The sequence below is a fragment of the Saccharomonospora sp. NB11 genome (assembly GCF_015910535.1).
Classification (GTDB): Bacteria; Actinomycetota; Actinomycetes; order Mycobacteriales; family Pseudonocardiaceae; genus Saccharomonospora.
This window is the reverse complement of record NZ_JACBJG010000010.1, coordinates 44,856-68,750: the sequence shown is the minus strand read 5'-3', so window position 1 is coordinate 68,750 and position 23,895 is coordinate 44,856. Positions and strand designations below refer to the sequence as shown.

General features: G+C 68.2%; 22 protein-coding genes and 1 tRNA gene. 7 read left to right on the top strand and 16 right to left on the bottom strand.

Features of this window, described 5'->3' with window-relative positions; genetic code table 11:
* Positions 1 to 55 precede the first annotated feature (55 nt).
* Positions 56 to 1,042 carry an ADP-ribosylglycohydrolase family protein gene (locus JAV51_RS15915; protein WP_374059053.1) on the top strand — a complete coding sequence of 329 codons (987 nt, stop codon included), beginning with the start codon at positions 56 to 58 and terminating at the stop codon, positions 1,040 to 1,042.
* 558 nt (positions 1,043 to 1,600) lie between these two features.
* Positions 1,601 to 2,242 carry a hypothetical protein gene (locus JAV51_RS20315; protein ID WP_231642400.1) on the top strand — a complete coding sequence of 214 codons (642 nt, stop codon included), beginning with the start codon at positions 1,601 to 1,603 and terminating at the stop codon, positions 2,240 to 2,242.
* Between the two features lie 103 nt (positions 2,243 to 2,345).
* Here JAV51_RS20315 and JAV51_RS15905 read toward each other — a convergent pair whose 3' ends face one another.
* Complete coding sequence (locus JAV51_RS15905) at positions 2,346 to 2,804, bottom strand: PPOX class F420-dependent oxidoreductase (protein WP_197321519.1); 459 nt, start codon at positions 2,802 to 2,804, stop codon at positions 2,346 to 2,348.
* A gap of 197 nt (positions 2,805 to 3,001) precedes the next feature.
* Here JAV51_RS15905 and JAV51_RS15900 point away from each other — a divergent pair, with 197 nt between their 5' ends.
* Positions 3,002 to 4,192, top strand: a complete 1,191-nt coding sequence (locus JAV51_RS15900; protein WP_197321518.1) for a glycoside hydrolase family 64 protein — start codon at positions 3,002 to 3,004, stop codon at positions 4,190 to 4,192.
* A 58-nt stretch (positions 4,193 to 4,250) separates the two neighbouring features.
* Here the strand turns inward: JAV51_RS15900 and JAV51_RS15895 are convergent, their stop codons facing one another.
* Positions 4,251 to 5,477 (bottom strand): MFS transporter, encoded by a 1,227-nt coding sequence (locus JAV51_RS15895; protein ID WP_197321517.1) that lies wholly within the window; start codon positions 5,475 to 5,477, stop codon positions 4,251 to 4,253.
* Positions 5,478 to 5,533: 56 nt separating this feature from the next.
* Here JAV51_RS15895 and JAV51_RS15890 point away from each other — a divergent pair, with 56 nt between their 5' ends.
* Positions 5,534 to 5,878, top strand: coding sequence for a helix-turn-helix transcriptional regulator (locus tag JAV51_RS15890; protein ID WP_197321516.1), 345 nt, complete (start codon positions 5,534 to 5,536; stop codon positions 5,876 to 5,878).
* A gap of 22 nt (positions 5,879 to 5,900) precedes the next feature.
* Here JAV51_RS15890 and JAV51_RS15885 read toward each other — a convergent pair whose 3' ends face one another.
* The 9 genes from JAV51_RS15885 to JAV51_RS15845 all read right to left on the bottom strand — a co-directional run bounded on the left by JAV51_RS15885 (position 5,901) and on the right by JAV51_RS15845 (position 14,960).
* The gene (locus tag JAV51_RS15885; protein ID WP_197321515.1) at positions 5,901 to 6,932 is read right to left on the bottom strand and encodes a 2Fe-2S iron-sulfur cluster-binding protein; all 1,032 of its coding nucleotides are present in this window, start codon (positions 6,930 to 6,932) and stop codon (positions 5,901 to 5,903) included.
* A 42-nt stretch (positions 6,933 to 6,974) separates the two neighbouring features.
* On the bottom strand, positions 6,975 to 8,303 hold the full coding sequence (locus JAV51_RS15880; protein WP_197321514.1) for a cation:proton antiporter: 1,329 nt from the start codon (positions 8,301 to 8,303) through the stop codon (positions 6,975 to 6,977).
* A complete protein-coding gene (locus tag JAV51_RS15875) occupies positions 8,296 to 9,486 on the bottom strand; it encodes an NAD(P)/FAD-dependent oxidoreductase (protein WP_197321513.1) in 1,191 nt (396 codons plus the stop codon). The genes JAV51_RS15880 and JAV51_RS15875 overlap by 8 nt, the downstream gene beginning before the upstream one ends.
* On the bottom strand, positions 9,483 to 10,814 hold the full coding sequence (locus JAV51_RS15870; protein WP_197321512.1) for an NAD(P)/FAD-dependent oxidoreductase: 1,332 nt from the start codon (positions 10,812 to 10,814) through the stop codon (positions 9,483 to 9,485). Before JAV51_RS15870 ends, JAV51_RS15875 begins: the two co-directional genes overlap by 4 nt.
* A 25-nt stretch (positions 10,815 to 10,839) precedes the next feature.
* Positions 10,840 to 11,556, bottom strand: a complete 717-nt coding sequence (locus tag JAV51_RS15865) for a hypothetical protein (RefSeq protein ID WP_197321511.1) — start codon at positions 11,554 to 11,556, stop codon at positions 10,840 to 10,842.
* Positions 11,557 to 12,227: 671 nt separating this feature from the next.
* Positions 12,228 to 12,857 carry an ABC transporter permease gene (locus tag JAV51_RS15860; protein WP_197321510.1) on the bottom strand — a complete coding sequence of 210 codons (630 nt, stop codon included), beginning with the start codon at positions 12,855 to 12,857 and terminating at the stop codon, positions 12,228 to 12,230.
* The gene (locus JAV51_RS15855) at positions 12,847 to 13,590 is read right to left on the bottom strand and encodes an ABC transporter ATP-binding protein (protein WP_197321592.1); all 744 of its coding nucleotides are present in this window, start codon (positions 13,588 to 13,590) and stop codon (positions 12,847 to 12,849) included. Before JAV51_RS15855 ends, JAV51_RS15860 begins: the two co-directional genes overlap by 11 nt.
* A gap of 57 nt (positions 13,591 to 13,647) precedes the next feature.
* Entirely contained in the window at positions 13,648 to 14,190 is a 543-nt protein-coding gene (locus JAV51_RS15850) for a PadR family transcriptional regulator (protein WP_197321509.1), read from the bottom strand.
* A gap of 696 nt (positions 14,191 to 14,886) precedes the next feature.
* A tRNA-Leu gene (locus tag JAV51_RS15845) sits at positions 14,887 to 14,960 on the bottom strand.
* 211 nt (positions 14,961 to 15,171) lie between these two features.
* On the opposite strand from JAV51_RS15845, the gene JAV51_RS15840 reads away from it, so the two are divergent.
* Positions 15,172 to 15,786: an ANTAR domain-containing response regulator gene (locus tag JAV51_RS15840; RefSeq protein ID WP_197321508.1), complete on the top strand. Its 615-nt coding sequence runs from the start codon at positions 15,172 to 15,174 to the stop codon at positions 15,784 to 15,786.
* Positions 15,787 to 15,902: 116 nt separating this feature from the next.
* On the opposite strand, the gene JAV51_RS15835 is transcribed toward JAV51_RS15840, so the two are convergent.
* Positions 15,903 to 17,120, bottom strand: a complete 1,218-nt coding sequence (locus tag JAV51_RS15835; RefSeq protein WP_197321507.1) for a hypothetical protein — start codon at positions 17,118 to 17,120, stop codon at positions 15,903 to 15,905.
* Positions 17,121 to 17,323: 203 nt separating this feature from the next.
* Positions 17,324 to 17,764, bottom strand: a complete 441-nt coding sequence (locus tag JAV51_RS15830; protein ID WP_197321506.1) for a PaaI family thioesterase — start codon at positions 17,762 to 17,764, stop codon at positions 17,324 to 17,326.
* A gap of 85 nt (positions 17,765 to 17,849) precedes the next feature.
* On the opposite strand from JAV51_RS15830, the gene polA reads away from it, so the two are divergent.
* Complete coding sequence (polA, locus tag JAV51_RS15825; protein ID WP_197321505.1) at positions 17,850 to 20,552, top strand: DNA polymerase I; 2,703 nt, start codon at positions 17,850 to 17,852, stop codon at positions 20,550 to 20,552.
* A 117-nt stretch (positions 20,553 to 20,669) separates the two neighbouring features.
* Positions 20,670 to 21,230 carry a hypothetical protein gene (locus tag JAV51_RS15820; protein WP_197321504.1) on the top strand — a complete coding sequence of 187 codons (561 nt, stop codon included), beginning with the start codon at positions 20,670 to 20,672 and terminating at the stop codon, positions 21,228 to 21,230.
* 6 nt (positions 21,231 to 21,236) lie between these two features.
* Here JAV51_RS15820 and JAV51_RS15815 read toward each other — a convergent pair whose 3' ends face one another.
* The 3 genes from JAV51_RS15815 to JAV51_RS15805 are packed head-to-tail and all read right to left on the bottom strand — an operon-like array spanning position 21,237 to position 23,860.
* Positions 21,237 to 22,121: a GNAT family N-acetyltransferase gene (locus JAV51_RS15815; protein WP_197321503.1), complete on the bottom strand. Its 885-nt coding sequence runs from the start codon at positions 22,119 to 22,121 to the stop codon at positions 21,237 to 21,239.
* 21 nt (positions 22,122 to 22,142) lie between these two features.
* Positions 22,143 to 23,012: a GNAT family N-acetyltransferase gene (locus JAV51_RS15810; protein WP_197321502.1), complete on the bottom strand. Its 870-nt coding sequence runs from the start codon at positions 23,010 to 23,012 to the stop codon at positions 22,143 to 22,145.
* Complete coding sequence (locus tag JAV51_RS15805) at positions 23,009 to 23,860, bottom strand: class I SAM-dependent methyltransferase (RefSeq protein WP_197321501.1); 852 nt, start codon at positions 23,858 to 23,860, stop codon at positions 23,009 to 23,011. The genes JAV51_RS15810 and JAV51_RS15805 overlap by 4 nt, the downstream gene beginning before the upstream one ends.
* Positions 23,861 to 23,895: the final 35 nt, after the last annotated feature.

Below are 23,895 nucleotides of genomic sequence, written 5' to 3'. Positions count from 1 at the left end.
GTCGGTCGGTAGTGTCGGGCGCGCGATCGGCGCTCGACGACAGTGGGGGATGACCGTGATCGACACAGACAGAATCCGAGGATGCCTGCTGTCCGGTGCCGCCGGTGACGCGTTGGGCGCGCCCGTCGAGTTCGACGCCTGGCCCACGATCGAGCGCACGTTCGGGCCGCGTGGCATCACCGACTACACCGACCGGGGCGGATTCGGGCTGGGTGCGATCACCGACGACACCCAGATGACCCTGTTCACGCTGGAGGGCCTGCTGCGTGCCCGGGATCGGGGCACCGACCCCGTGGCCGAGGTCCGGGCGGCCTACCTCGACTGGTTCGCCACCCAGGGCGGAGCCGTGCCGCACCGGACCGGTGACCTCGTCACCGACGAACGCCTGCACGCTCGCCGTGCTCCGGGATTGACCTGCCTGTCCGCGCTGGAGGCGATCGCCGCGGGCAAGACCGCCGCCAACGACTCGAAGGGTTGCGGCGGGGTCATGCGGGTCGCGCCGGTGGCGTTGACGGCCGCGCCGGAGGAGTCGGATCGGGCGGTCTTCACGCTCGCCGGGGAGCTTGCGCGGTTGACCCACTGCCATCCGTCGGGCTGGCTCTCCGCCGGGGTCTTCGCGGTGATGGTGCGGTGCTTGCTGACCACCGCGTCGGTCGAGTCGGCGGTCGACGTGGGTCTCACAGTGCTGCGTGAGAGCGCCGACGAGCACGACCGCGTGGAGACCGAGCAGGCCCTGCGTGCCGCGGTGGCGTTGGCCCGCCACGGAATCCCGCATCCGGACGACGTCGAGCGGAACCTCGGCGGGGGGTGGACGGGTGAGTCGGCGCTCGCGATCGCAGTGTGTGCGGCGCTGTGTGCGCCCGATCTACGGGAGGGGGTGCGCATCGCCGTGAACCACTCCGGCGACTCGGACTCCACGGGTTCGCTCGCGGGCAACCTCCTGGGTGCCCGCGACGGCGTCGCGGCCGTGCCGACCGAATGGCTCGATTCGCTGGAGTGCCGTGACCTCATCGAGGGTTTGGCGAAGCGGATCGGCGGTTGACCGCGGTGCGAGCCGGGTGATCGACCGCGAGGTCGGTCGACGGGTCTCGCCACGTCGCCCTCCATGCGCGAGTCGTGGTCGGACACGACGTCAGTCGCCGTGGTACGGCAGGCCCGGACGTCGCGATGGCTCCGGTGGTGAGGACACACAGCCGCCGGCCCTCGAACCTGCCGCCGAGTGCCGTCGTTGCGTCGGAGATTCGTCGATGAGCCGCGTTGCGCCACGGAATCGTGGGAGAAGTCGGGGTCGTGCTGGGACATGCGGTCCGTTCGACACGGCGAGAAAACCTGTCGGCAGAGGCTCATCCGGGCGCGCAGCGAGGCTGGCAATGAGTTCTGTCGATGCCGCGAGCGACTGTCTTGAACCGAAGAATGAATCATCGTTTTCGCTCTGCGAAAATTGTGAACCGGTGTCGGCCGAGTGGAAATCCAGGGGAACCGACCGAGGCCGTCGGGCATCCTACGGAAGCGCGCTCGCGCGATCGACCCAGCGGCGCAAGGGGACGTCATGAACGCACAGGCACGGAATCGATTTCGGCGCTGGTGCGCGGTCGGACTGGTGCTAGTCGTCGCGTTGACGGGATGCGGTCGCAAGCACAGCAGGGGCGACGACGGGCCGAACGTCGACCTCCGCCCCGAGGTGAACCTCGGCCCCGACATCGACCTCGGCCCCGACATCGAGATCGGTGGCGACGAGGACGCGGGAATCGACGCTCCGCCGCCGGAGTACGTCCCGACCACCACCACGACCACGCTGCCTCCGGACCCCACGGAGGAGGCGTTCCGATCAGTCGCGGTGGGCGATTGCCTGCCCGTCTACATGACCGGCTACGGAAGCGAGTGGAGCCATTCCATGCCGCCCGACCCGGTGTCGTGCAGCTCCAGCTACGCCGGACTGTTCCAGGTGACCGGCGTCGGCAGCAGCAGCGCCGAGTGCGGCACGGGCACCGGGCACACGTGGTGGAGCTACCAGGGGAGGTCGGGAACCACGACGTTGTGTCTGGAGCGCGTGTGGGTGCCCCGGTTCTGCATTCTCGCCCAGGGCGACGGAGCGGGCGGGGTCGCGTCGCTCGGCACCTTCACCGCCGTGGACTGCGGAGCCGACCGTATTCCGGTGGAGTACGACTACATCCTGCTCGTGGCGGGCGTGTATCAGGCGCCGGCGAACGCGAGCGCCGACCACTGTCGGGAAGGTCCGTAAGACTCCCGGCCGTACTGGTCGTTGCTCGTCAACGAGAACGCGACACTCGTGTGCTTCACGAGCCTCGGTTGAGGTGGGGTGCGCCTGAAGACGAGGACTCGACTCAGGCGAGGTCGGGTGGGAAGCCGCCCGTGGCGACGGGTCCCCAGCGGTCGATCTCGATGCGTAGCAACGACTTGTTCTGCCGGGCCATCGCCTCGCGGTACTCGTCCCAGTCTGGATGCTCACCCGAGATGCAGCGGAAGTACTCGACGAGCCCTTCCAGCGCCTCCGGCATGTCCAGCACCTGGGCGTGTCCGTCCACCTGCACGTACGGGCCGTTCCAGTCGTCGGAGAGAACGCAGATCGACACCTGGGGGTCTCGCCGCGCATTGCGGGTCTTGGCCCGTTGCGGATAGGTGGACACGACGATCCGACCCTCGGGATCGACGCCGCAGGTGACCGGTGACATCTGCGGGAGGCCGTTCGAGCGCGTGGTGACCAGCACGCCCTTGTGGCGGGGGCGCAAGAACTGCAGAAGCGTGTCACGGTCGACGTGCTCGGCGGTGGCGAAGCGCGGCATGGCGTTCCTGTTCCGTTCGTGGTCGTCCCGCTCACCGACTCTACCGGGCAGCCACGGGAACGCAGTTCGCTGACGGCCTGGCCGTGTCACCACTCGTTCGGAACGACTTTCGGCGGTACCAGCGTGTCGAGCGCGGCCGGAACACTGCGTGGCGGATCCCATTCGTCGAAACGGCACGCGGTTCTCGGAGGGAATTCATGGTTTCACGCCGACAGTTTCTCGGATTGTCCGCCGCTGCACTCACCTCGCCACTGTGGGCCGGGGCGGTGACCGCTCCGTTCGCGTCGGCCGCGCCGGAGACGCTGCGGTTCCGGCTGGTCAACAACTCGGGTCGGCCCGCCTTCGCCTACATCACCGGTCAGGCGGACGGGGACGGCAGCGCGATCTTCGTCCGTGCCGACGGCAGCGTGTTCCGGCCGACGGCGAGCAGTCCCGTGCCGGAACCGTTGGGAGAGGACCCGGCCGTTCCGGTGGACGGCTCGACGGAAGTGCTGGTGCCTCGCATGTTCGGCGCGCGGGTGTACTTCGTGACCGACGACAAACTGGAGTTCTTCGCGTTGCAGGCCGCCGACGGCAGAACTGCGGTCGTGCACCCGAACTTCGTCTCCGACGCCGACCCGAACTTCCACCGCAACTGGACCTTCGCCGAGTTCACGCTCAACGCCGAGCAGGTGTACGCCAACATCAGCTACGTCGACTTCGTCGCCGCTCCGGTCGGCCTGCACCTGACACACGCGGGCGGTACGCAGGAGGTGCCGGGGCTGCCCGCGGGCGCGATCGACCGCATCGCCGACTCGCTGCGCACCCAGGGTGGGGCCTGGCCGACGTGCGTACAGGAGGCGGACGGCACCGTGGTGCGCGTGCTGAACCCCAACCACCGGGCGGGCGAGTTCGCCGGATACCTGGAGGGCTACGTCGACGAGGTGTGGCAGAAGTACTCGGCCGAGCCGTTGCTCGTCGACTCACAGCGCGCCGACATCGGCATTCTCGAAGGGCGAGTCGAAGGCGACGAGCTGGTGTTCGGTGCGGAACGCTTCGGCAAGCCGAGCACCGCCGACATCTGGGGCTGCAACAGCGGACCGTTCGCGAACAACCCCGACACCGACAGCGAGCAGCGGAAGGCGATCGTTCCCCGCCTCGCCGCGGCCTTCAACCGCACCACGTTGCTGATCAACAACCGGCAGCCGCACGGTGAGGACCCGGCGACCTTCTACCGGCATCCGATCACGAACCACTACGCCCGCGTGGTGCACGAGAACCTGCCGGACGGCAAGGGTTACGCGTTCGCCTACGACGACGTGAGCGCGAATCCGGACGAGGACCACAGCGGCAAGGTGAACCACGGCGACCCGGAGCTGTTGACGGTCACCCTGGGCAGCATCCGCTGAGCCGTCGTCGAACGCCGGACATCGGGGAGCCGACGCACGCCGGCTCCCCGCAGTCGAATCAGACGGCCGGCTTCTGGGCGGGGGCAGGCTCGGTGACCGGCGGCGTCGCGGTGACGGGGCGAGTGCCCAGGACGGCGCTCACCACGGCGACGGCCAGGAACACGGTCCCGACCACCGGAATCATCGACGGGCCGTGCTGGTCGAGCAGGTAACCGCCGACCGCGGCGCCGACGGCGCTTCCGCCGTAGAGGCCGCTGATGCCCAGCGACATCGCCAACATCGGCTGCTCGGGCGAGGCGGTCATGATGCCGGCCTGCATGACGGGGCTCAACGCCCACGCGAAGACCGACCACACGCCGACGAGGACGAAGATCGCGAGCGTGACCCCACTCGCGGTGGTGCTGAGGTACACCGCGAGGCCGCCCAGCGCGAGGCAGTGCCCGCCGAGGATCGTCGCGGCGGCCCGTCGCGGACCCGTCTTGTCGGTGAGCGTGCCACCGAAGAAGACCGCCAGCACGCCGACGAGCCCCACGATCAGCAGGGCCACGGTGATCTGGGTCGCCGACGCGTCGAGCTGAGCCGTGAAGATGCCGCCGAGGTAGTTGTAGAACATGAGCCCGCCGCACCCCGACAGGAACATGGCGAGGACGAGGAACAGCACCCGGGGATTGCGGACCGGGGCCAGGCGAGCAGCGAGACCGGTGGTCGTGCCACCCGGAACGGCGGGAGCCAGGAAGTGGCACAGCACCAGGACCACCGCGCTGACCAGAGCGATCAGACCGAACGTCGCGCGCCACGAGATGGCGTGGCCGAGGAACGAGCCGAACGGCACACCGGTGAACAACGCGACGGTGAGCCCCGCCGTCACCACCGCGAGGTAGCGACCGTTCCGACCCTCGGGGGCGGCCATGCCCGCGATCGCCATGCAGGTCGGCGACACGACGGCCGCTGCGAGGCCCGCGACGATGCGCAGCACCAGCGTGAGCACGAACGAGTCACTGATCGCCACCGCCACGTTGGCCAGTGCGAAGACCAGCAGCCCGGCAGTCAGCAGCTTCTTGCGGTCGAGCCGGTCGGTGAGGAACGCGAGCACGGGTGCGCCGAGGGCGAACGCGAAGGCGAACGCGGTCACGAGCTGTCCCGCGGACCCGAGCGACACGCCGAGGTCGTCCGCGACCTCGGGCAGGATCCCCGAGATCACGAACTCGTCGGTCCCGAGGGCGAGCATCCCCACGAATAACGCCAGCAGCCAGACCGGGTACTTCGCGGTGGTGGAGGTCGACATCCAATCTCCTATGTTCGTCGAACATCGAATAACGCACCGTAATGTAGTCTGCGAGCATGGCTCCTGCAACGCACCCCGACTTGGCGGACGTGGATTTGCCGACCGTGCTCCACGCCCTGGCCGACCCGGTTCGGTTGGGACTGGTGCGACTGCTCAGCGACGGCGAGGAACGTGGGTGGGGACAACTCGACGTGCCGGTGGCCAAGTCGACACTGAGTTATCACCTCAAGGTCCTGCGCTCCTCGGGGATCACGCGAACCCGCGAGGAGGGCACGCGGTGCTTCGTCCGGCTCCGCACCGACGAGTTGGAGAAGCGCTTCCCGGGGCTGCTCGACAGCGTCGTCGACCTGTCGATCTCCGATCACGGCGTGATCCCGGCAGGGCTGAAGGACGAGGCGTGAGGCCCCGGGAACGCGCAGCCGGCTACTCGTCGAAGCTCACGACCACCTCGGACTCCTTCGGCAGGAGCTGACACGCGAGGGCATATCCGGCCTCCAGATCGTCCTCGTCGAGGACGTTGTTCTTGCGCATGGTGGTCCGACCCTTCAGGACGCGGCACTCGCACGTGAGGCACTCACCCTGCCTGCAGGAGCTCGGCACGTCGATGCCCGCCGCGTCGAGGACGTGGATCAACGGAGTGTCCTCCGGCCAGGACACGGTGTTGTCCTGACCGTCGACCCGCACGACCGCGGTGGCGACGGCCTTCGACGCCGCCACCGCGGTCGGCTCGGCCACCGACCTCGTCTCGGGCGGTGGTCCGAACGACTCGGTTTTGATCGCCGCGACCGGCCAGCCCGCGTCGAGCAGGCCGTCCACCACCAGTGTCGTGTACTCGCTCGGCCCGCACACGTACGCGGTCGCTCCGGCATGGCGTCGTCCGATGGTGCGGACCGCCTCCCGGTCGAGCCTGCCCTCGACCTTCGTCTCCCGGACGTCCAGCGCGAGCCGTTCATGACGGGATCGGAGCTGCTCCAAGCGGTCGGCGAAGACGGCGTCGTCCCGTCGGCTCACCGAGTAGTGCAGGTACGTCGACCGCCCGGCGGCCAACGCGTTCTTGCACAGCGAGTACACCGGGGTGATCCCGACACCCGCCGCGAACAACACCACGTCGCCGGAGTCGGTGAGGGTGAAGTCCCCGGCGGGCCGGTATGCCCGCAGCGTGGTCCCGGGCTCGGCGACGTCGAAGAACCACCCCGAACCCTTGCCCCCGCGCTCCCGCTTCACCGTGACGGCGAGATCGTCGTCGGTGACGGGACAGGTCGACACCGAGTAGGTGCGCACGACCTGCTTCTCGCTCTCGACCGGCAGGAAGAAGGTCAGAAACTGCCCGGCCCGGTACGGCAGGGTCGTCTCGCGCGGGTCCGCGGGTTCGAGCACGAACGTCCGTACGTCCGGGTTCTCGACCCGCACCTGTTTGATGCGTACTTCCACGGTCGGCACGTGTTCCCGACTCACTGATTCCTCCTCAAGACCCAGCTGCGAACTCGACGATCGTGATCACGTCACCGCGCTGCTCACCGCGTCCTCCTTCTCCGAGTCGACCGCGGGACGTCGGTTACGCCGCCGCCAGACGTCCCGGGCTTCCGCCTCGCGTTCGGGCGTGAAGTGGAAGCGGTACACCGGAAGCGCCAACGCCGTGGTGAGGACGGCGATCAGCACGAGGATCGAGAACAGCTGTGTTCCGATGATGCCCAGTGCCAGACCGATGTTGATGAAGATGAGGATCATCAGCCCCCGGGCGTTCATCAGCCCGCCCATGGCCATCGACTCGCCCCAACTCCACTTGAACGACCGCATCACCACCAGCGAGGCCACCGTCTTCGAGGCGAACGCGGCGACCAGCATGATCGCCAGCGCGACCAGGTAGCTCGGATCGAGCGCGTTGGTGAGGTCGGTGTTGAGGCCGGAGAACGCGAAGAACACCGGCAGGAACAAGCACCGCACCACCTGCAGCAGCCGCACGTTCACCAGCTCGGCGAAGCCCGGAACGCGAGGCAGGGCGACACCGCAGACGAACCCGCCGAACACCGAGTAGATGCCGATGTAGTCGGTGAACCACGCCGATCCCAGAACGACACACAGCAACGCCACCAGCAGCCCGTCGCCGACGGCACCCGCCTCGACGGCCCTCTGCATGGGCTTGCGGAAGAACCGGGGTAGCAACACGAAGGCCGCGACGACGAAGACCAGGGCCGGCACGATCGTCTCCAACGAGTCGACCCAACTGCCGTGGACGTAGAGCGCCGACACGATCGCCAGGACGCACCACGCCGCGGCGTCGTCGACGGCCGCCGCCCGGATCGCCACCCCACCGAAGTCGGTGTGCACCATACGCCGTTCCTGCAGGACTCTCGCCAGCATCGGGAACGCCGTGACTGACAGCGCGCCGCCGACGAACAGCATGAACAGGGGAACGCTGACGTGCTGGGGGCGGAAGTCGTCGGCGATTGCGTAGGCTGCCGCACCGCCGATCAACAAAGGCAGCGTGATGCCCCCGAGGGCGAGCGCGATGGGGGTCAGGGCCTCCTTGCGCGAGGCGGGGTGGTGTTCGTGTTCGAGCCCGACGAGGAACATGTACAGGCTCAGGCCGGTCATGCTGATCACGTACAGCGTGGGTTTGGTCGTCTCGCCGAAGACGTAGTCGCTGAACGACGGGGCCAGCGCGCCGAGCAGCGTCGGGCCGAGCAACACACCCGAGACCATCTCGCCGACCACGGCGGGTTGACCGAGCTTGAGTGCGAGTCGGCCACAGAGCCGTGCTGCGATCACGATGACGAACAGCGCCGCGGTGACCGCGAGCAGCACTTTCATGTTCGCGTCATGCATCGACGGTCTCCTTCATTGTCGGCAGGAACCGCGAGAGTCCGGGCTGTCCGCCGACGAGTGACAGGTAGGTCGTGCGGAACCAGGAGCGGTCCGTCGGTGCTCCGCGGGAGAGGTCGTCGTAGAAGGTCGACTGGCTGTTCTGCAGGTTTGTCACGTACGGCAGCCGGAAGCGTTCGAACTCACGCAGCGGGGCCTCGTCCCCGGTCTCCAGCAGGGCGCTCAGCGGGTCGGCCAGTGCGAACGCGTTCTGGACGGCGATGTTGAAGCCTTGGCCACCGAGGTTGTGCATGGCGTGTGCGGCGTCCCCCAGTAGCAACAGGCGGTCCCGGTACCAGGTGTCGCACTGGACGACGACGGAGCGGAAGCTCATCGTGAACAGCGGCTTCGGCTCGGCGGGAAGATCGAGCCCCGCTGCCCGGACGCGGTCGACGACCTCGCGCCTGATCGTCGGGCTCGTGGTGGGTTCGCTCCCGTCGGGGCGCATGTCGAACAACAGAGTGTTCGGTCCCATCCCGTTGTCGACGACAGTGGTCGACTCGTTCTCCGCGAGCACCATGCTGATCGCGGGGCGGCGCTGCCGCCGTTGCGGGACGGCGAAGAGGTCGACCCGCCCGGGGAACCCCCGCTGCCGGACCGTGAAGGCGCCCGCCCCGCGGAACGCCGAGTCCTTGCCGTCGGCGGCCACGAGCAACCGGCACGACAGCAACGAATCGCCGTCGGGGCCTGTGGTCCGCAGCCGCCACCCGTGGTCGTCGGACCGGGCTTCGGTCACCGTGGTGCCGTACCGCACGGTGCAGTTCGGCAAGCGGGACAGCGCCGGTTCCACCGCCTCGGCCAACACGGACAGGCTGAGGTTGTACGGGTGGTGGACCCGGTCCGAGTCCGTCGCACGGCGACCGGCCGGGTACTCCCCGAGCAGCTCGCCGCGGTCGTACTCCTCCAACCGCTCCACCACGCCGACCCGAGTGCCTTCCGGCAGCCCGTATCCCGCTTGCTCCAACAGCAGGTGGGTCACGGGGTGGACCAACACGCCCCGCGCCGGGCGAACCCCGGCGTCGGCGCGTTCGAGAACTTCGACGACGAGGCCGGGGGACCGCTCGGCGAGCTGCCCGGCCAGAATCAGTGCGGGGACACCGCCGCCGACCACGACGACGTCGACGGTCCGCTCGTCGAGGCTGCTCATGACGTCGCTCCGACGATCGAACCGTTGCGCTCGGCCAGCGCGGTGCGTTCGGCCAGTTCGAGCTCCGGGTAGGCGGGGCAGCCGTAGTACACGTCGAACGGCTCGAAGATGCGCCAACGTTCGACCTTGCGCAGTTCGCTCGCGAAGGTGTTGGCGTGACCCCAGAAGTCACCGCCGAGCAGCAGGGAGACCGAGCGCGCGTCGACCTCGTCGGGCAGGTCGGCCTTGAACGCCCCGAAGTCGAAGTTGTACTCGTAGAAGCCCTGGACGAGACGGAAGTAGGTGTCGTACCCGGTCTTGTACAGGCGGGTGAACCGGTCCGCGCACTCCTCCGTGCGCTCGGAGCCGTTGACGATCGCGGCGGCCTCGACACCGGCCTGCCGTCCGGTGACCATCGCCAGGTACACGCCACCGGAAAAAACCGGGTCCACGAAGGCGGCGCTGTCGCCGACCAGGAACCACCGGTTCCCGGCGACCTGCTCTGCGTAATAGCAGTAGTCGGACTCCGTGCGCAGCGGGCCCTGCACCTGGGCGGAGCCGAGGCGTTGCACGATGCGGGGGACCCGGGACACGTGGTCCTGGAACAGGGCTTCGCGGTCAGCACCGCGCAAAGTGGACCGTCGCATGACGGTTCCCACGCTCAGCATGCCCGCGGCGTTGGGGATGGCCCAGACCCAGCCGTCGTCGTGGTTGCCGATCTGGATGTCTCCCCGCCAGCCCGGATTGTTCTCCTCCCGGATGCCGACGTAGTGGTGATACAGGGCGACCATCTTCAGCTGCTGCACCGTCTTGCGCAGTCCCAGCTTGGCGGAGATCAACCCGGCACGACCGGTGGCGTCGATGACGACCTTCGCGCGGACCACGTGCTCGCCGTCCGGAGCGGTGTAGTGAACGGCGTGCGGTGTGTCGTCGTCCTGCAGGTCGATGTCGGTGATGTTCGCTTGGGTCACCGCGCGGGCCCCGGCGTCGACCGCGGCGTCCAACAGGAACTGGTCGAAGCGTGCGCGGTCGACCTGGAACGTGGTGTGGAACCGACCCTCGCCCTGGTCGGTGAACGAGACCCGGTGGAACTTGCCCGTGGTGTCGCTGAATTCGGCGCCCGTCTTGACGGGGTGGCCTTCCCTCTTCACGTGATCGAGGAGCCCGAGTTCGTGGAGCAGTCCGCTCATGTAGGGCAGGAGGGATTCCCCGATGTGGAAGCGCGGGAATGCGTCCTTCTCCAGCACGAGGGTCCGCAACCCGAGTTGGGCGCTCTGCCGGGCGGCGATGGAACCGGCGGGGCCGCCGCCACAGACGACGACGTCGTAGTCGATGTTCTGCTCGGTCATGTCGTTTCCGTTCACTCGAGGGTTGTCAGGCGAAATAGCGGGAGCCGCCGAAGACGTTGGCGGGATCGACTGCTGACTTGATCCGACGGGCGAGAGTGGACGTGAGGTCGGTGTCGGGGAGGACGTCGGAGCGGCGGTGCGCGGTGTCGAGGCGGTAGGGGTGGTAGCCGGCCTCGACGAGCCCCTCGTACAGCCGGTCGAGAGTGTGGTGGGCTGTCGTCACCGACGTCGGATCCCGGCGGTCGAAGCGCACTGCGATGACGAGGTCCACCACGTCGTGGTCGAGCGTGTTCACGGTCGTGCCGACCTGCACGCTCGGGTCGGGTGGAGCGGCGTCGCGGACCACGCCGCGTGCCCGGACGAGATCCCCGGGGGTGAAGGGGACGAAAGGCAGGACGAAGATCCATCCTCGGCCGCGCTCGTCGGCTTCCTCGGTGGAAACGCCCAGCGCGGACCGTACGATCACCTCGTTGCCGAGCGGGTCACCGCGGTAGGCCTTCACGACGGCGGCGGCGAGGGGATCAGCGCTGACCTGTTCCTCGGACAGCATGGCCGCGCCGACGTCCGCGAGCCGTCGTTCCACCTCCGAACACAGCGCGGGAAGCAGGGCCGCAGCGCCGTCGACACAGACGTGCCCGGTGACCGCCGCTTTTCCGCCGTAGATGTCGGACGAGGCGGCGTCGTAGATCTTGACGACGGCGTTGGTGAGGCGGTCCCGCACGATGCCGCGCAAGGTCGTCACGAGGGTGTCGAAGCGGCTCTCGTCGACCGTGAAGGTGATTATGCGACTCGCCTCGGGCTCCGGAATATTCGGGACAGGATTAATTAATGATTATTCGACCCCGTTCAGAGAGCTGGTTTGCTGCTTCGCTCTCGCCGAGTCACACCTTCGCGTCTGTGAAATTGGGAGTTCAGCTAGTGGAGTACTCGGCGCGCTCGAAGCTGGCTAGGAGGCCGCGTTGAAGCGACCGTCCGTCGAAGGTGCGATGTGCGAGACCGCTGACCGAGCGCAGGACTGTTCTGGAGGCCGACGAGGCGACGAGTGGCCGGCCGGGCGCTCGTCCTTTGTGTACTGGCCGTTCCCGGGTCTGCCGCGTGCCGTCTCGCAAGTCCCGCTGCCGTCACGCTCGATGTGGCGGGGTGAGGAGCGGTCACCTGACGTGCTGGACGAGAACCGCCTGCGGCGTAGAGGTAGGACTACTGACCGGGCCGGGACGGGAGGCGGCCGTCACCGCGGCTGTCGTTGGCTTCCACTCGCATTTCCGCATCGCCACCCGAACCGGCCGCCGACCGTACGACAGTTCCGGGTCGCACCGTCGGCCGGCACCCGCGATCCCTCCGTGTCTTGCCGCCGGCGGCACGTCTCAAAGGTGAGTACGCGGCCAGTGTGGTGGTCTATCGACGACTACGTGATCAATCCCAACGGAAGAACGCAGACGCTACGCCGACACCGAGTACGGTGGTCGCGCCGAGACTGGCCCAGTTCTCCCACCTCACGGTCTCGCCGATCCAGGCGGACTGGAACGCCTCGACAGCTGCGCCGAAGGGTAGCCAGGAGCCGATCGCGGCCACCTGCTCGGGCAGATTCTCCATGGGGCCGAACATGCCGCCGAGTGCGGCCATCGCGAAGAACGCGATCAATCCGATGGCTGCCGCGGCGTTCGGCGTGGGAGCCACCGAGGCCACGATCATTCCCAAGGCGTACATCGCCACACAGCACGCCGACAGCACCATCACGGCCGTGAAGACGTCGACGGGAAAACCAGCATCGAAGAACAGGACCGCGACTCCGAAGGCTGCGGAGACGCCCACCATCACCTGGATCAGACCGACCACTAGCTGAGCGGCCATCACCATGGCAGGAGAGGTCGGGGTGACTGCCAACCGGCGCAGCACTTTGGTCTTGCGCCCAGTGGCACGATGAGGTTCGCGGTGGAGCGGACGATCATTTTCCCTTCGGCCTGGATCATCCGCATCCAGGCTCGTGCACCCGGCCGGCGAGCGTGGACGGAAGGAATGGGCATGGTGGTCATCAGTGGTCATCCTTCTCGTTCAAGGATTTTCCGGTCAGTTTCACGAAGGCATCTTCCAAGGTGGCCGCCGAGGTGTGCGCTTTCAGTGCATTCGGGGTGCCCTGGGCGACGACGCGCCCGGAATCGACGATCGCCACCCGGTCGCAGAGATGTTCGACTTCGTCCATGGCGTGGCTGACGAGAATCACCGTCTGATTCCTCAGGGCCTCGATCGTCGACCACACCCGACGTCGAGCCATGGGATCCAGTCCGGTGGTCAGTTCATCCAGGATCACCACCTGTGGCCGCCCCACCAGCGCCAATGCAATCGAAAGGCGTTGCATCTGGCCGCCGGAGAGATCGCTGAACCGGGTCTTGGCCTTCTCCTGCAACTCCACCATGGCCAAGGCTTGATCAGTATCCAAGGGGTTCGGGTAGAAAGCGCGGTAGAGGTCGACGAGCTCGCGTGCAGTCAGTGCGTCGTGCAGATTGGCGTGCTGCAGTTGGACGCCGAGTATCTGACGGACCTGGGCTCGGTCGGTGAAGGGGTCCAAGCCCAGAATCCGAACCGACCCCTCGGTGGGTTTGCGCAGCCCGGCGATCATCTCCATCGTGGTGGTCTTGCCGGCCCCATTGGTTCCCAATACGCCGAAGGTCTCCCCGGCGTGAATTCGAAGGCTGATGCCATTGACCGCGGTTTTTCTCTTGTAACGCTTGATGAGATGCCGAGTCTCGACGGCCGGCGGGGGCGATGTATTAATCATTGTGATCACTTTTCCAGGGAGTGGGCGGACGGGGCGGTCGAAGAGTTCTCTGATCGATCAGGCCTCGGCGTCTCGGGGTGATTCGTCGATTTCGAGAAGCCGTCGCGTCTCGCGCAACCATTCCAGTTCGGCCTTCGTGTGGAGGAGCCCGTTGCGCAGAGTCGCCGCCCGCAATCGCCCTGCCAAGTCGTCGGCGTCGATCGTGATCGAGTCCAGTTCGGTCAGCGCCTCGGTCATCTGGCGTTCGCGTTCGTCGAGCAGTTGCCCCACTCCGTCGCGGCCGATCGGCGCGGCGAAGAACAACCTCGCGAGGAAAGGCTCCTTCGGCCGGTCCGCCTCCACCGGGGATGACAGCCAGTCGAGCAGCTCTCGGTGCCCGGCGTCGGTCAGTGAGTGCACCTTGCGGTCGGGTTTCCCGTCCTGCGGGATCACCTCGGTCGTGATCGCTCCGGACGCGCTCAGTCGGTCCAGTGTCCGATAGATCTGCGATCGATCGGCGTGCCAAAAGTGCGCCACTGTACCAGCGAAGGCGCGACCGAGGTCGTAGCCGCTCATGGGGCGGATCGACAGCAGTCCGAGGATGGCGTGCTTCAACTCCATGGGCATAGTCTACTGCACACATAGGTGTGTGTGCACCTATGGCGTGACGCCAGCCGTGCTGGACAACTCGAACCTTCAGTGGACTCCTCGGCAAGGACGGCGTCCATCCGTCAGTCGGTCGGGTAGGACGCCAAGGGGTATCGGCGCAAAGGGATGACTGTCGGAAGCCCTACTGCGGTCGCGATTCCCGATTGCGCAGCGCTACGGCGACGTGAAGTGGCCGCGGGTCGCAGCGCAGTCGTGAGTCGGGAACGCGGACACGATGGCTACGGTGACCACGGCGATACAGGCGACGACATGCGGAAAGTCCGAGGACGCACTGCTGCGCAAGGGCGATGACGGGCCGGGCGCGCGACACCGAGCGGCGTGAGTCCGAGAAGCCCGTGCATGCCGAGGGCTCTCCGCGATCGCTGTAGGCGGATACGGTTCCGGTTTCTCGCCTGGAGGACCCGGTGATGGTGCGGACGCGATCGCCGCGAAGTCGGATGGCGTGTCGGTGCGCCCTCCGGCCTGTGCCATGCCTGCGTGTCCAGCTGGCTGACGGCCGGGGTGTCCGCTGCCCAGGTTGCTGATGGGGCGGCTATTCCGTAGACAGCCGGTGACGACGGGATTTAACCGGACACAGCCGGACAACACGAGATCGGCCCCTCACCGCGTTGTGCCTGGTGAGGGGCCGTTTCGTGTGGTCACAGTGAGTGCCCCCGGTGCGACTCGAACGCACACTGGACGGATTTTGAGTCCGCTGCCTCTGCCGATTGGGCTACGGGGGCGTGGTGAGCACTTTACTCCGTGTCGCTTGGCCGGGTGGCAGCGGGGTTGTCACGATCGTAACGCCGCTGTACGGCGGGCGTCGCATACGGCTGTGATGGTCACAGCACGTGGTGAACGCCATCCCGACGCGTCCGGCGATTGCCGGTAACCTCGGGGGAGCGGAATACCGCATGCAAGCCCTACCCGTCGATCGTTCCCAGGAGGAGCCCGGTGACCGAAGCGGCTACCGAGGCCAACGACGCCGCTCCCGCTCCGCAGCGCCGCGTTCTCGTCGCCGAAGACGAGGCGCTCATCCGTCTCGACCTCGTCGAAATGCTTCGTGAAGAAGGCTACGAGGTCGTCGGTGAAGCGGGCGACGGGGAAGAGGCCATCAAGCTGGCCGGAGAGCTCAAGCCCGACCTCGTGATCCTCGACGTCAAGATGCCGAAGCTCGACGGCATCGAGGCCGCCGCGAAGATCACCGGCGACCGCATCGCGCCCGTCGTCATCCTCACCGCTTTCAGCCAGCGCGACCTCGTCGAACGCGCGCGGGAGGCCGGGACGATGGCCTACCTCGTCAAGCCGTTCGCCAAGCGTGACCTCGTGCCCGCCATCGAGTTGGCGGTGAGCCGCTTCGCCGAGCTGCAGGCTCTGGAGGCGGAGGTCGCGGGCCTCACCGACCGGCTCGAGACACGCAAGACCATCGACCGCGCCAAGGGCCTGCTCATGACCCACCAGGGCTTGAGCGAACCCGACGCGTTCCGCTGGATTCAGCGCACCGCCATGGACCGCCGAACCACCATGAAGGCCGTCGCTCAGGCCGTCATCGACAACGTCGGCAAGTAGGGGCGCTGGGCGGGTTTCTCGTGACCCCTGCCCGTCCAGGCCAGCGTGTCGCCTGTCGCTTCAGTGTGCGCCCTTCGCCTGGGACTCGTCACAGGGGAGTGACGTCGTTTATGGCGTCATTGCGCGGGTCGATTACCTGGCGTGAGCTGGGGAGAGGCGAGACCTTTCACTGAGGCGTCCGGTGGGGCGCGCACGTTCGCGTCGTGGAGGCGATCGGCTGCCCGCCGCGTGACGTCGTCGGTCGGTCGCCCATCCGCTCGGTCATCGAGAGTCTCGATTCGGGCCTGCTCGGCGTAGAGGCATGGCGGTGGGATATCGAACTGCTCGCTGAGCAGCTCCGGAGGTCCGAGGTCGTGCAGCAGGCTGATCGCTGTCGCGCGTTGCGCGGGACTGCCCTCTGCTGCCGCCGCGGCGAGTTCCGTCGCGGCTTCGGTTGGGGTTCGTGTCGTCAGCCAGGCTCGCCACTCCTGGCAGAGCTGGTCGTCGGTGCCGAGCAGTGCGATCGACACGATGTCGGAGGCAGTCATGTCCTCGGGCGGCGGGAGGAGCGGGATGTCGACTTCCGACTGCACTTCGTGCCACAGGGCGTACAAGCCCAGGGGAGTCAGCCTGACCACATCGTCGGTCCGGTGGACGGCCCCGAGCAGCGTGAGGCGGTCGTAGAGGACCTCGGCGGGGTCACCGTGCCTGCTGACCCAGCTGGACCACACCGCCTCGGACCACGCGGTTTCGGCGTCGAGCATCGCGGTCTGACGTACGAGGGCGCTCAGTTCGGCCGACGGCAGGCCGCGCTCGCGGGCCATGAACAACGGCAGGACGGTGGCGCCGGCTCCTCGTAGTGGCACAGATTCTCCGGCCAGCTCGACGTCGAGTGCTGCGCTCCAGGAGCAGAGCGAAGCGAATGCCTTCCGCCACACGTCGAGCACCTCACCGTCGTCGCCGTCGGGCCATGCGTCCACACCGGACGCCACGCTGACGCTCGCCTCTCCCAGAGTGATGAAGCTCAGGTCGTGGGCGAGGTGCCAGTATTGCGGCATTTCGCGTGGCGGAACGTCCGTCGCACCGGAGTCCGTAGTGGACAGATGGTCGGCCGCCGCGCGGATGTCGTCCTCACTCAACGATGCGGTGTCGTCGGCCAAACGACGTTCCCGGCCGATCCACACGGCGAGTGCTCGCGTCCTGTGGAGCAGGGTGCTGCTCCTGGCGAGCTGGGCGAGTCTCTCTTCGGGTGGCAGTCGCAGGGGCGCGAGACGATCTGCGCCCAACAGCTCCGGGTAGGAGATGTCGGGGGTGGCGGACGGGTGGACGGTCCGGAGGTGGTCGCGCGTGGTCATGGCGGCGACGCTAGCCCTCGGTTCCCGCGAACACGAGATCCTCAGAGACTTCCGGGATTGCACTCGACCCACGCGTCTGTGGCGTGAGCTGCGGATTCTCGTGGTCGGCGTGCGCGACGATCACCGTGTCGGGTGAAGTGCGAACGGAGCCGATTGCTACTACGCAGCCGAGAACCGATACGACCACTGTCCAGTGTGGACGCTCAGGAACCGGGAGCGCGGTCACGGACGACACAGGTCAGGCGCGCGCTGCAGGTGCGCTTGCCCTCCTCGTTCGTGATGACGATCTCGGACGTCACCGTCGAGCGTCCGACGTGCACGGGCGTCGCCACGCCCGTCACCGACCCGGACACCACGGCGCGATGGTGGGTGCAGGACAACTCCAGGCCCACGGCGATCCGATCGGGTCCGGCGTTCAACGCCGCGAGGACCGACCCCAGCGACTCCGCGAGCACGGCGTTGGCGCCACCGTGGAGTAACCCGAACGGCTGAAGATTGCCCTTGACCGGCATGACCCCGCTGACGCGTTCCGGTCCGAGATCGACGAACGTGATGCCGAGCTTGTCGTTCAACTGCTGTTCGGCGATCTCCGGCGAGACACCGGCGAGGAGAGCGCGCACCTGCTCGGAGGAGTCCTCGGTCACCGCATCGCTCCCTGCTGTTCGGCGGTTCGGGTCCAGTGGTCGACGCGCAGTGAGGCTGTCGCACCCTCACCCTAGACTCACGGTCGTGAGCCCCAAGCAGAACACCTTCGTTGCCAACGACACACCTCGGCTGTTGCTGATCGACGGCCACTCGATGGCCTACCGCGCGTTCTTCGCGGTCCCGGCCGACCGGTTCCGGACGTCGACCGGCCAGGTCACCAACGCGGTGTTCGGGTTCACCTCGATGCTGATCAACCTCCTGCGCGACGAGGCGCCCACCCACGTGGCGGTCGCGTTCGACGTGTCGCGCAAGACGTTCCGCGCCGAGACGTTCGCCGACTACAAGGCCAACCGCTCCGCCACGCCCGACGACTTCAAGGGGCAGGTCGAGCTCATCAAGGAGATCCTCGGGGCGCTGTCGATTCCCGTCCTGGCGAAGGAGGGCTACGAGGCCGACGACCTCATCGCGACCCTCACCACGCAGGCCGGCGACGACTACGAGGTCCTCATCTGTACGGGCGACCGGGACGCCCTGCAACTGGTCACCGACTCCGTCACCGTGCTCTACCCGAGGAAGGGCGTGTCCGATCTGGTGCGCTTCGACCCGGCCGGAGTGCAGGAGAAGTACGGCCTCTCGCCCACGCAGTACCCCGACTTCGCGGCTCTGCGTGGGGACCCGTCCGACAACCTGCCCGGCATTCCCGGCGTGGGGGAGAAGACGGCGGCCAAATGGGTGCGGCAGTTCGGTTCGTTGGGCGAGCTGATCGACCGGGTCGACGAGGTGAAGGGCAAGGTGGGTGACGCGCTGCGGGCCCAACTCGACTCGGTCATGTTGAACCGGCAGCTCACCGAGCTGGTCCGCGACGTCCCGCTCGACCTCGCTCCCGCGGATCTTGCTGTGCGGCCCTGGGACCGCGACGCCGTGCACCGGCTGTTCGACGAACTCGAGTTCCGGGTGCTGCGCGACCGGTTGTTCGCCTCGTTGTCGAGCGCCGAGCCGGAGGCCGACTCCGGTTTCGAGATCGAGGGGTCGGCGCTGGAGCCGGGCACGGTCGGTGACTGGCTGGCGCGGCACGCTCCGGCGGACACGACCGTCGGGCTTGCTTTCGCCACCACGGGTTCCTCCGTCGCCTCCGACGTGCAGTCGCTGAGCCTGGCCGCCGCCGACGGGCAAGGCGCGTACCTCGACGTCACCGCCCTCACCGAGGACGACGAGCGGGCCCTCGCCGCGTGGCTGGCCGACGACACGGTGCGCAAGGTGGGTCACTCGCTCAAGACGCCACTGCACGCCCTGCGGGCACGCGGCTGGCGGCTCGGCGGGTTGGTGATGGACACCGAGCTCGCCGCGTACCTGGTGCGCCCCGGGCAGCGCTCCTTCGGGCTCGACGACCTGGTGCTGCGCTACCTGCGTCGGGAGTTGCGCTCGGAGAGCCCGAACGACGGGCAGTTGTCCCTGCTCGACACCGAGGCCGAGGACCAGGCGGTGCACGACCAGTTGGTGCGCGCCAGGGCGGTGCGAGAGCTGTCGTCGGCGTTGTCCGACGAGCTGACCACCATCGGCGCCACCGAGCTGCTGCGTGACATCGAGCTGCCGCTGCTGCTGGTGATCACCGAGCTGGAGGCGGCGGGCATCGCCGTGGACGCCGACGCGCTCACCTCGCTCGAAGCGCACTACGCGGGGCGCGTGAAGCAGGCCACCGAGCAGGCATACGAGGTGATCGGCAAGCAGATCAACCTCGGCTCGCCCAAGCAGTTGCAGGTCGTGCTCTTCGACGAACTCGGTATGCCGAAGACGAAGCGCACCAAGACCGGCTACACCACCGACGCCGACGCGCTGCAAACCCTCTACGAGAAGACGGAACATCCGTTCCTGCAGCATCTGCTCGAACACCGGGACGCCACCAGGCTGCGCACCACGGTCGAGGGCCTGATCAAGTCGATCGGCGACGACGGCCGCATCCACACGACGCTGCACCAGACGATCGCGGCGACCGGACGCCTGTCGTCGGTCGAACCGAACCTGCAGAACATCCCGGTCCGCACGGAGGAGGGGCGGCGGATCCGCGACGCGTTCGTGGTCGGTGACGGCTACGCCGAGCTCATGACCGCCGACTACAGCCAGATCGAGATGCGCATCATGGCGCACCTGTCGAACGACGAGGCGCTCATCGACTCGTTCCAGTCCGGCTTCGACTTCCATGCCTCGACCGCAGCGCGCGTGTTCGGCGTCGATCCCACCGAGGTCACCAGTGAACAGCGCGCCAAGATCAAGGCGATGAACTACGGCCTCGCATACGGGTTGTCGGCGTACGGGCTGTCGCAGCAGCTCCGCATCTCCACCGAGGAGGCACGCGGACTGATGGACGAGTACTTCCTGCGGTTCGGCGGTGTTCGCGACTATCTCCACAGCGTGGTCGACCGCGCGGCCAAGGACGGCTACACGCAGACGATCTTCGGTCGGAGGCGGTACCTGCCCGATCTGACCAGTGACAACCGGCAGCGGCGCGAGATGGCCGAGCGGATGGCGCTCAACGCGCCGATCCAGGGCAGCGCGGCCGACATCATCAAGGTCGCGATGCTCGGCGTGCATCGGGCATTGCAGGAGCGCGACCTGCGCAGTCGGATCCTTCTGCAGGTGCACGACGAACTGGTGTTGGAGATCGCCGAGGGCGAGCACGACGAGGTGGAGCAGCTGGTGCGCCGCGAGATGGGCGAGGCGTACGCGTTGTCGGTGCCCTTGGAGGTGTCGGTCGGCTTCGGCCGCTCCTGGAACGAGGCCGCGCACTAACCGGGTTGGCCTGGACCCCGGGTGGAGCAGGTCACACGCCACCCGGGATTGGTGGATCGCTCGTTCGGGTATCTCCGGGACGTGGACCGCAACGCTCTGATTCTGACTGGTGCCGGCATGTTGAACGGCATCGCGCACGATTTGGTGGACAACGGCTGGCGCGTCGTGCAGCCGAGCCGCCGGTACGTACCGGTGGCGGCGAACGACGTGGCTCATCCTGCCGGACGCGTGGTGTGGGTGGAGGCCCGCTGGGACGAACCGGAGCTGCTGGTCCGCGACGTCGCCAGGACGCTGAACGGTGCCACCGTCGACCTGGTGGTCGTGTGGCTGCACGACGAGGACCGGAAAAACGTGTTGCGGGCGGTGGAACCATTGCTCGCGCCGAACGCTCCGGTGGTCGACGTGCGATCGACGAGCGACGTCGCCGAGGTGCCCGAGCAGGCGGCCGGGCGCTGCGTGCAGCACGTCTTCCTCGGCAACGCCTCCGCCCGTGACAGCTCCCGCCCGCTCGGCCAGGCCGAGATCGTGGCGGGCGTCCGGGAAGCCGTGGCCCAGGCGTTGGCGGGCGCGCCGTCGACCCGGCACGACGTCGGTGTCCGGCGACAGTCGGCGGCCGGTCCCCGAGTTCACGGGTTGGCGCGGGTGCTCCCGCGCCTGGCGCACCCGACGGCAGGCTAGAAGCGGTCAGCGCAACGCCGAGGCCGGGGCGCACTGCCACGTGGTCCACAGTGGTCGGTAGCCCTGTCGGTGCCAGAACACCGAAGCCCGGGGGTCGAGCGGGCTGTACCAGGTGACGCACCGGCGAACGCCGAGGCCGTCGAGGAACGCCCGAGCAGTGGCGCTCAAGGCCTGTCCGATGCCGCGACCGAGTCGGTCGGGACGGACTGCCAGGCATGTCACCTGCCCCCAGGACGAGGCTGGGAGAAGTCCCTCGAACTCCGGGGAGTCGGTCGCGACCCGCGTGACGTGAACGACGCCCACGACGTCGCTGCGCTCCTCTGCCACCCACGTCTGTCCCGATCCAGGCAGCGACTCGACGACGCCCTCGCCGCAGCGCGCGTGCAACACCCCGGCATGTCGGCCGGGGAACGCGCACCCCTGGGGAATGAGTCGCCTGATGACGACGGTGTCCGCGGGCCTCGCCGCCCGTACGGTGACCGACGCGAGGGGTGTGCCGATCTCCGGCGACGACGCGGTACGGACCCCGAGCGCGAGGACGGGCAGCAGGCCGTGGAGCAGTAATGGGCGCACGCACTCGGCGTCGACGCTCGGCCAGGTGAGAGTGGCCGCCGAGTCGGCCGGCGGGGGAGCGTGGTCGAGGTGGCCGCGCGCCGCCCGCAGCACGGCGTCCATGCCCGCCCCGCCGTGCGGGCCGAGAAGCGGCGTGAGGGTCACGACGGGTGATGTCCGGTCGGGCTCGGTGAGTCCCGTGGCCACGCGCGTGCCGTCGCTCAGCGTGGCCGTGAGAAGGCGTCCGCGTCGTGGTGCGACCGCGGGAGGCAACAGCGGGTCCAGCGCCGCCCACCGCTCGGTCTGGTCCTCGACAAGATCGCTCGTCGGCTCGATCATCACAGTGCCCGTCGGTCGTGCTCAACGCGTGGCAGTCGCGGGACGCGCCTCCCAGGTCGTCCAGAGTGGACGATAGCCCCGGCGGTGCCAGAACACCGTCGACAGCGCGTTGTGCGGACTGTAGAACACGTACGTGCCACGCGCTCCGCGAGCGAGTAGGCGGCCGTGCGCGGTGGCCACGAGCGCACGGCCGACGCCCCGTCGGCGGACGTCCGCGGCGACCGACACGGTGTGCACGTGCGCCCACGACCCGCTCGGCAGCCGCGGATGCGGCGCGGGCCACCGCGCCAGAGCCAGCCCCGCGAGGACACCGTCGATCTCCGCCACCCACATCGGCTCTTCCGCCGAGATCGCTCGACGCAGTTCACCGGCCAACAACGCCGCCGCGTCCGGTCGGTCGATCGCCGCGCCCACCGAGATCGCGTGACGCCACTCGGCCAGCCACAAATCGAGCAGGTCGGCCAGGGATGCGCCGTCGGAGGCGGTGACCGGCCTGACCTCCGTCGAGGGGGCGTCCTCGGGCGGCGCCGCTTCTCGCACGGCGAGCACCGTGGAAGGAACGAAGCCGTGTGAGGCGAGGGCCTCGCTCACGGCGAGATCTCGGCTGGGCCAGGTCACGCTGCAGGCCGTGTCGGTGCCGGGACGCTCGTCGCGCAGTCGACGCCGCAGCGCGTCGAGGAGAGCGGCCATGCCGTCCGTCCCGACGTCCGGGGACACCGGGGCCAACTCCCACACCACGCGCGGATGCCACAGCGCTGACCAGCCGTCGTGGCGAGCGCGGTAGACCACGGCCGACACGGTGCCGCCGCCCGCGACCGACACGGTCAGCAGCTCGCCCTCGCCCGGATCGACGACCTCGGGCAACAGCGGGTCGAGCCGGGTGAACGTCACGACCGGAGCACGCAGCAGAAGATCGCGGTACCGGGGAAGAACTTGCCGCGCACCGGCCCCCACTGACCCCAGACACGGGTGTGCCCTTGTGGCCACTCCGGCTCGATCAGGTCGACGAGGCGGAAGCCGGTGGCGTCGAGCGCGCGCACGTAGTCCCCGAGCGTGCGGTGGTACTCCACGTAGGTTGCGCGTCCCTCGGCGTCGACCTCCACATACGGGGTGCGGTCGAAGTACGACTGGGTGACGGTGAGACCCGTCGGGCCCGGGTCGTCCGGGAAGATCCACCGCAGCGGATGCGTGGTGGAGAAGACCCAGCGCCCGTTCGGTCGCAGTACCCGGGCCACCTCGTGGAACACCGTTTCCAGCGACGGGACGAAGGGCAACGCGCCGAACGACGAGCACGCGACGTCGAACACGGAGTCCGCGAACGGCAGGTGCTGGGCGTCGGCCCGGACGAGCGCGGGCGTCAGTCCGGTACGGCGGTTGCCCGCTCTCGCGTGCCGGAGCATGCCCGCCGACAGGTCGAACGCCGCCACCTTGGCACCTTGCTTCGTGAGCCACCGGGCGCAGGGCGCGGAGCCGCACCCCACCTCCAGCACGCTGGCCCCCGCGACGTCGCCGAGCAGCGTGAGATCGTCCTCGCGGAGCCCCTCGGGGCACCACACGAAGTCCGCCTCGCCGAGGAAGTCGCCGTGCGTGTCGAGATAGGCGTCGGCATCGGCGTCCCACCAGGCCGAACTCGCGGCAGTGGCCTCGGAGGCGCCCACCTCGCGGTGTGCGACGCCCGCGGTGCCGAGCACCGACTCCGCGGCGGCGTGGCGCTCGGCCGGGTTCGTGTCGTTCACCACCTCATTGTCGAGGTGAGTGTCGCGGTGACGGCCCC

Coding starts and splice junctions, on each gene's coding strand:
- JAV51_RS15815 (WP_197321503.1), bottom strand. CDS start 22,121: ATGATCGAGCCGACGAGCGATCTTGTCGAGGACCAGACCGAGCGGTGG.
- JAV51_RS15870 (WP_197321512.1), bottom strand. CDS start 10,814: ATGACCGAGCAGAACATCGACTACGACGTCGTCGTCTGTGGCGGCGGC.
- JAV51_RS15850 (WP_197321509.1), bottom strand. CDS start 14,190: ATGGAGTTGAAGCACGCCATCCTCGGACTGCTGTCGATCCGCCCCATG.
- JAV51_RS15900 (WP_197321518.1), top strand. CDS start 3,002: ATGGTTTCACGCCGACAGTTTCTCGGATTGTCCGCCGCTGCACTCACC.
- JAV51_RS15835 (WP_197321507.1), bottom strand. CDS start 17,120: ATGACCACGCGCGACCACCTCCGGACCGTCCACCCGTCCGCCACCCCC.
- JAV51_RS15890 (WP_197321516.1), top strand. CDS start 5,534: ATGGCTCCTGCAACGCACCCCGACTTGGCGGACGTGGATTTGCCGACC.
- JAV51_RS15820 (WP_197321504.1), top strand. CDS start 20,670: ATGTTGAACGGCATCGCGCACGATTTGGTGGACAACGGCTGGCGCGTC.
- JAV51_RS15895 (WP_197321517.1), bottom strand. CDS start 5,477: ATGTCGACCTCCACCACCGCGAAGTACCCGGTCTGGCTGCTGGCGTTA.
- JAV51_RS15875 (WP_197321513.1), bottom strand. CDS start 9,486: ATGAGCAGCCTCGACGAGCGGACCGTCGACGTCGTCGTGGTCGGCGGC.
- JAV51_RS15860 (WP_197321510.1), bottom strand. CDS start 12,857: ATGACCACTGATGACCACCATGCCCATTCCTTCCGTCCACGCTCGCCG.
- JAV51_RS15880 (WP_197321514.1), bottom strand. CDS start 8,303: ATGCATGACGCGAACATGAAAGTGCTGCTCGCGGTCACCGCGGCGCTG.
- JAV51_RS15905 (WP_197321519.1), bottom strand. CDS start 2,804: ATGCCGCGCTTCGCCACCGCCGAGCACGTCGACCGTGACACGCTTCTG.
- JAV51_RS15855 (WP_197321592.1), bottom strand. CDS start 13,590: ATGATTAATACATCGCCCCCGCCGGCCGTCGAGACTCGGCATCTCATC.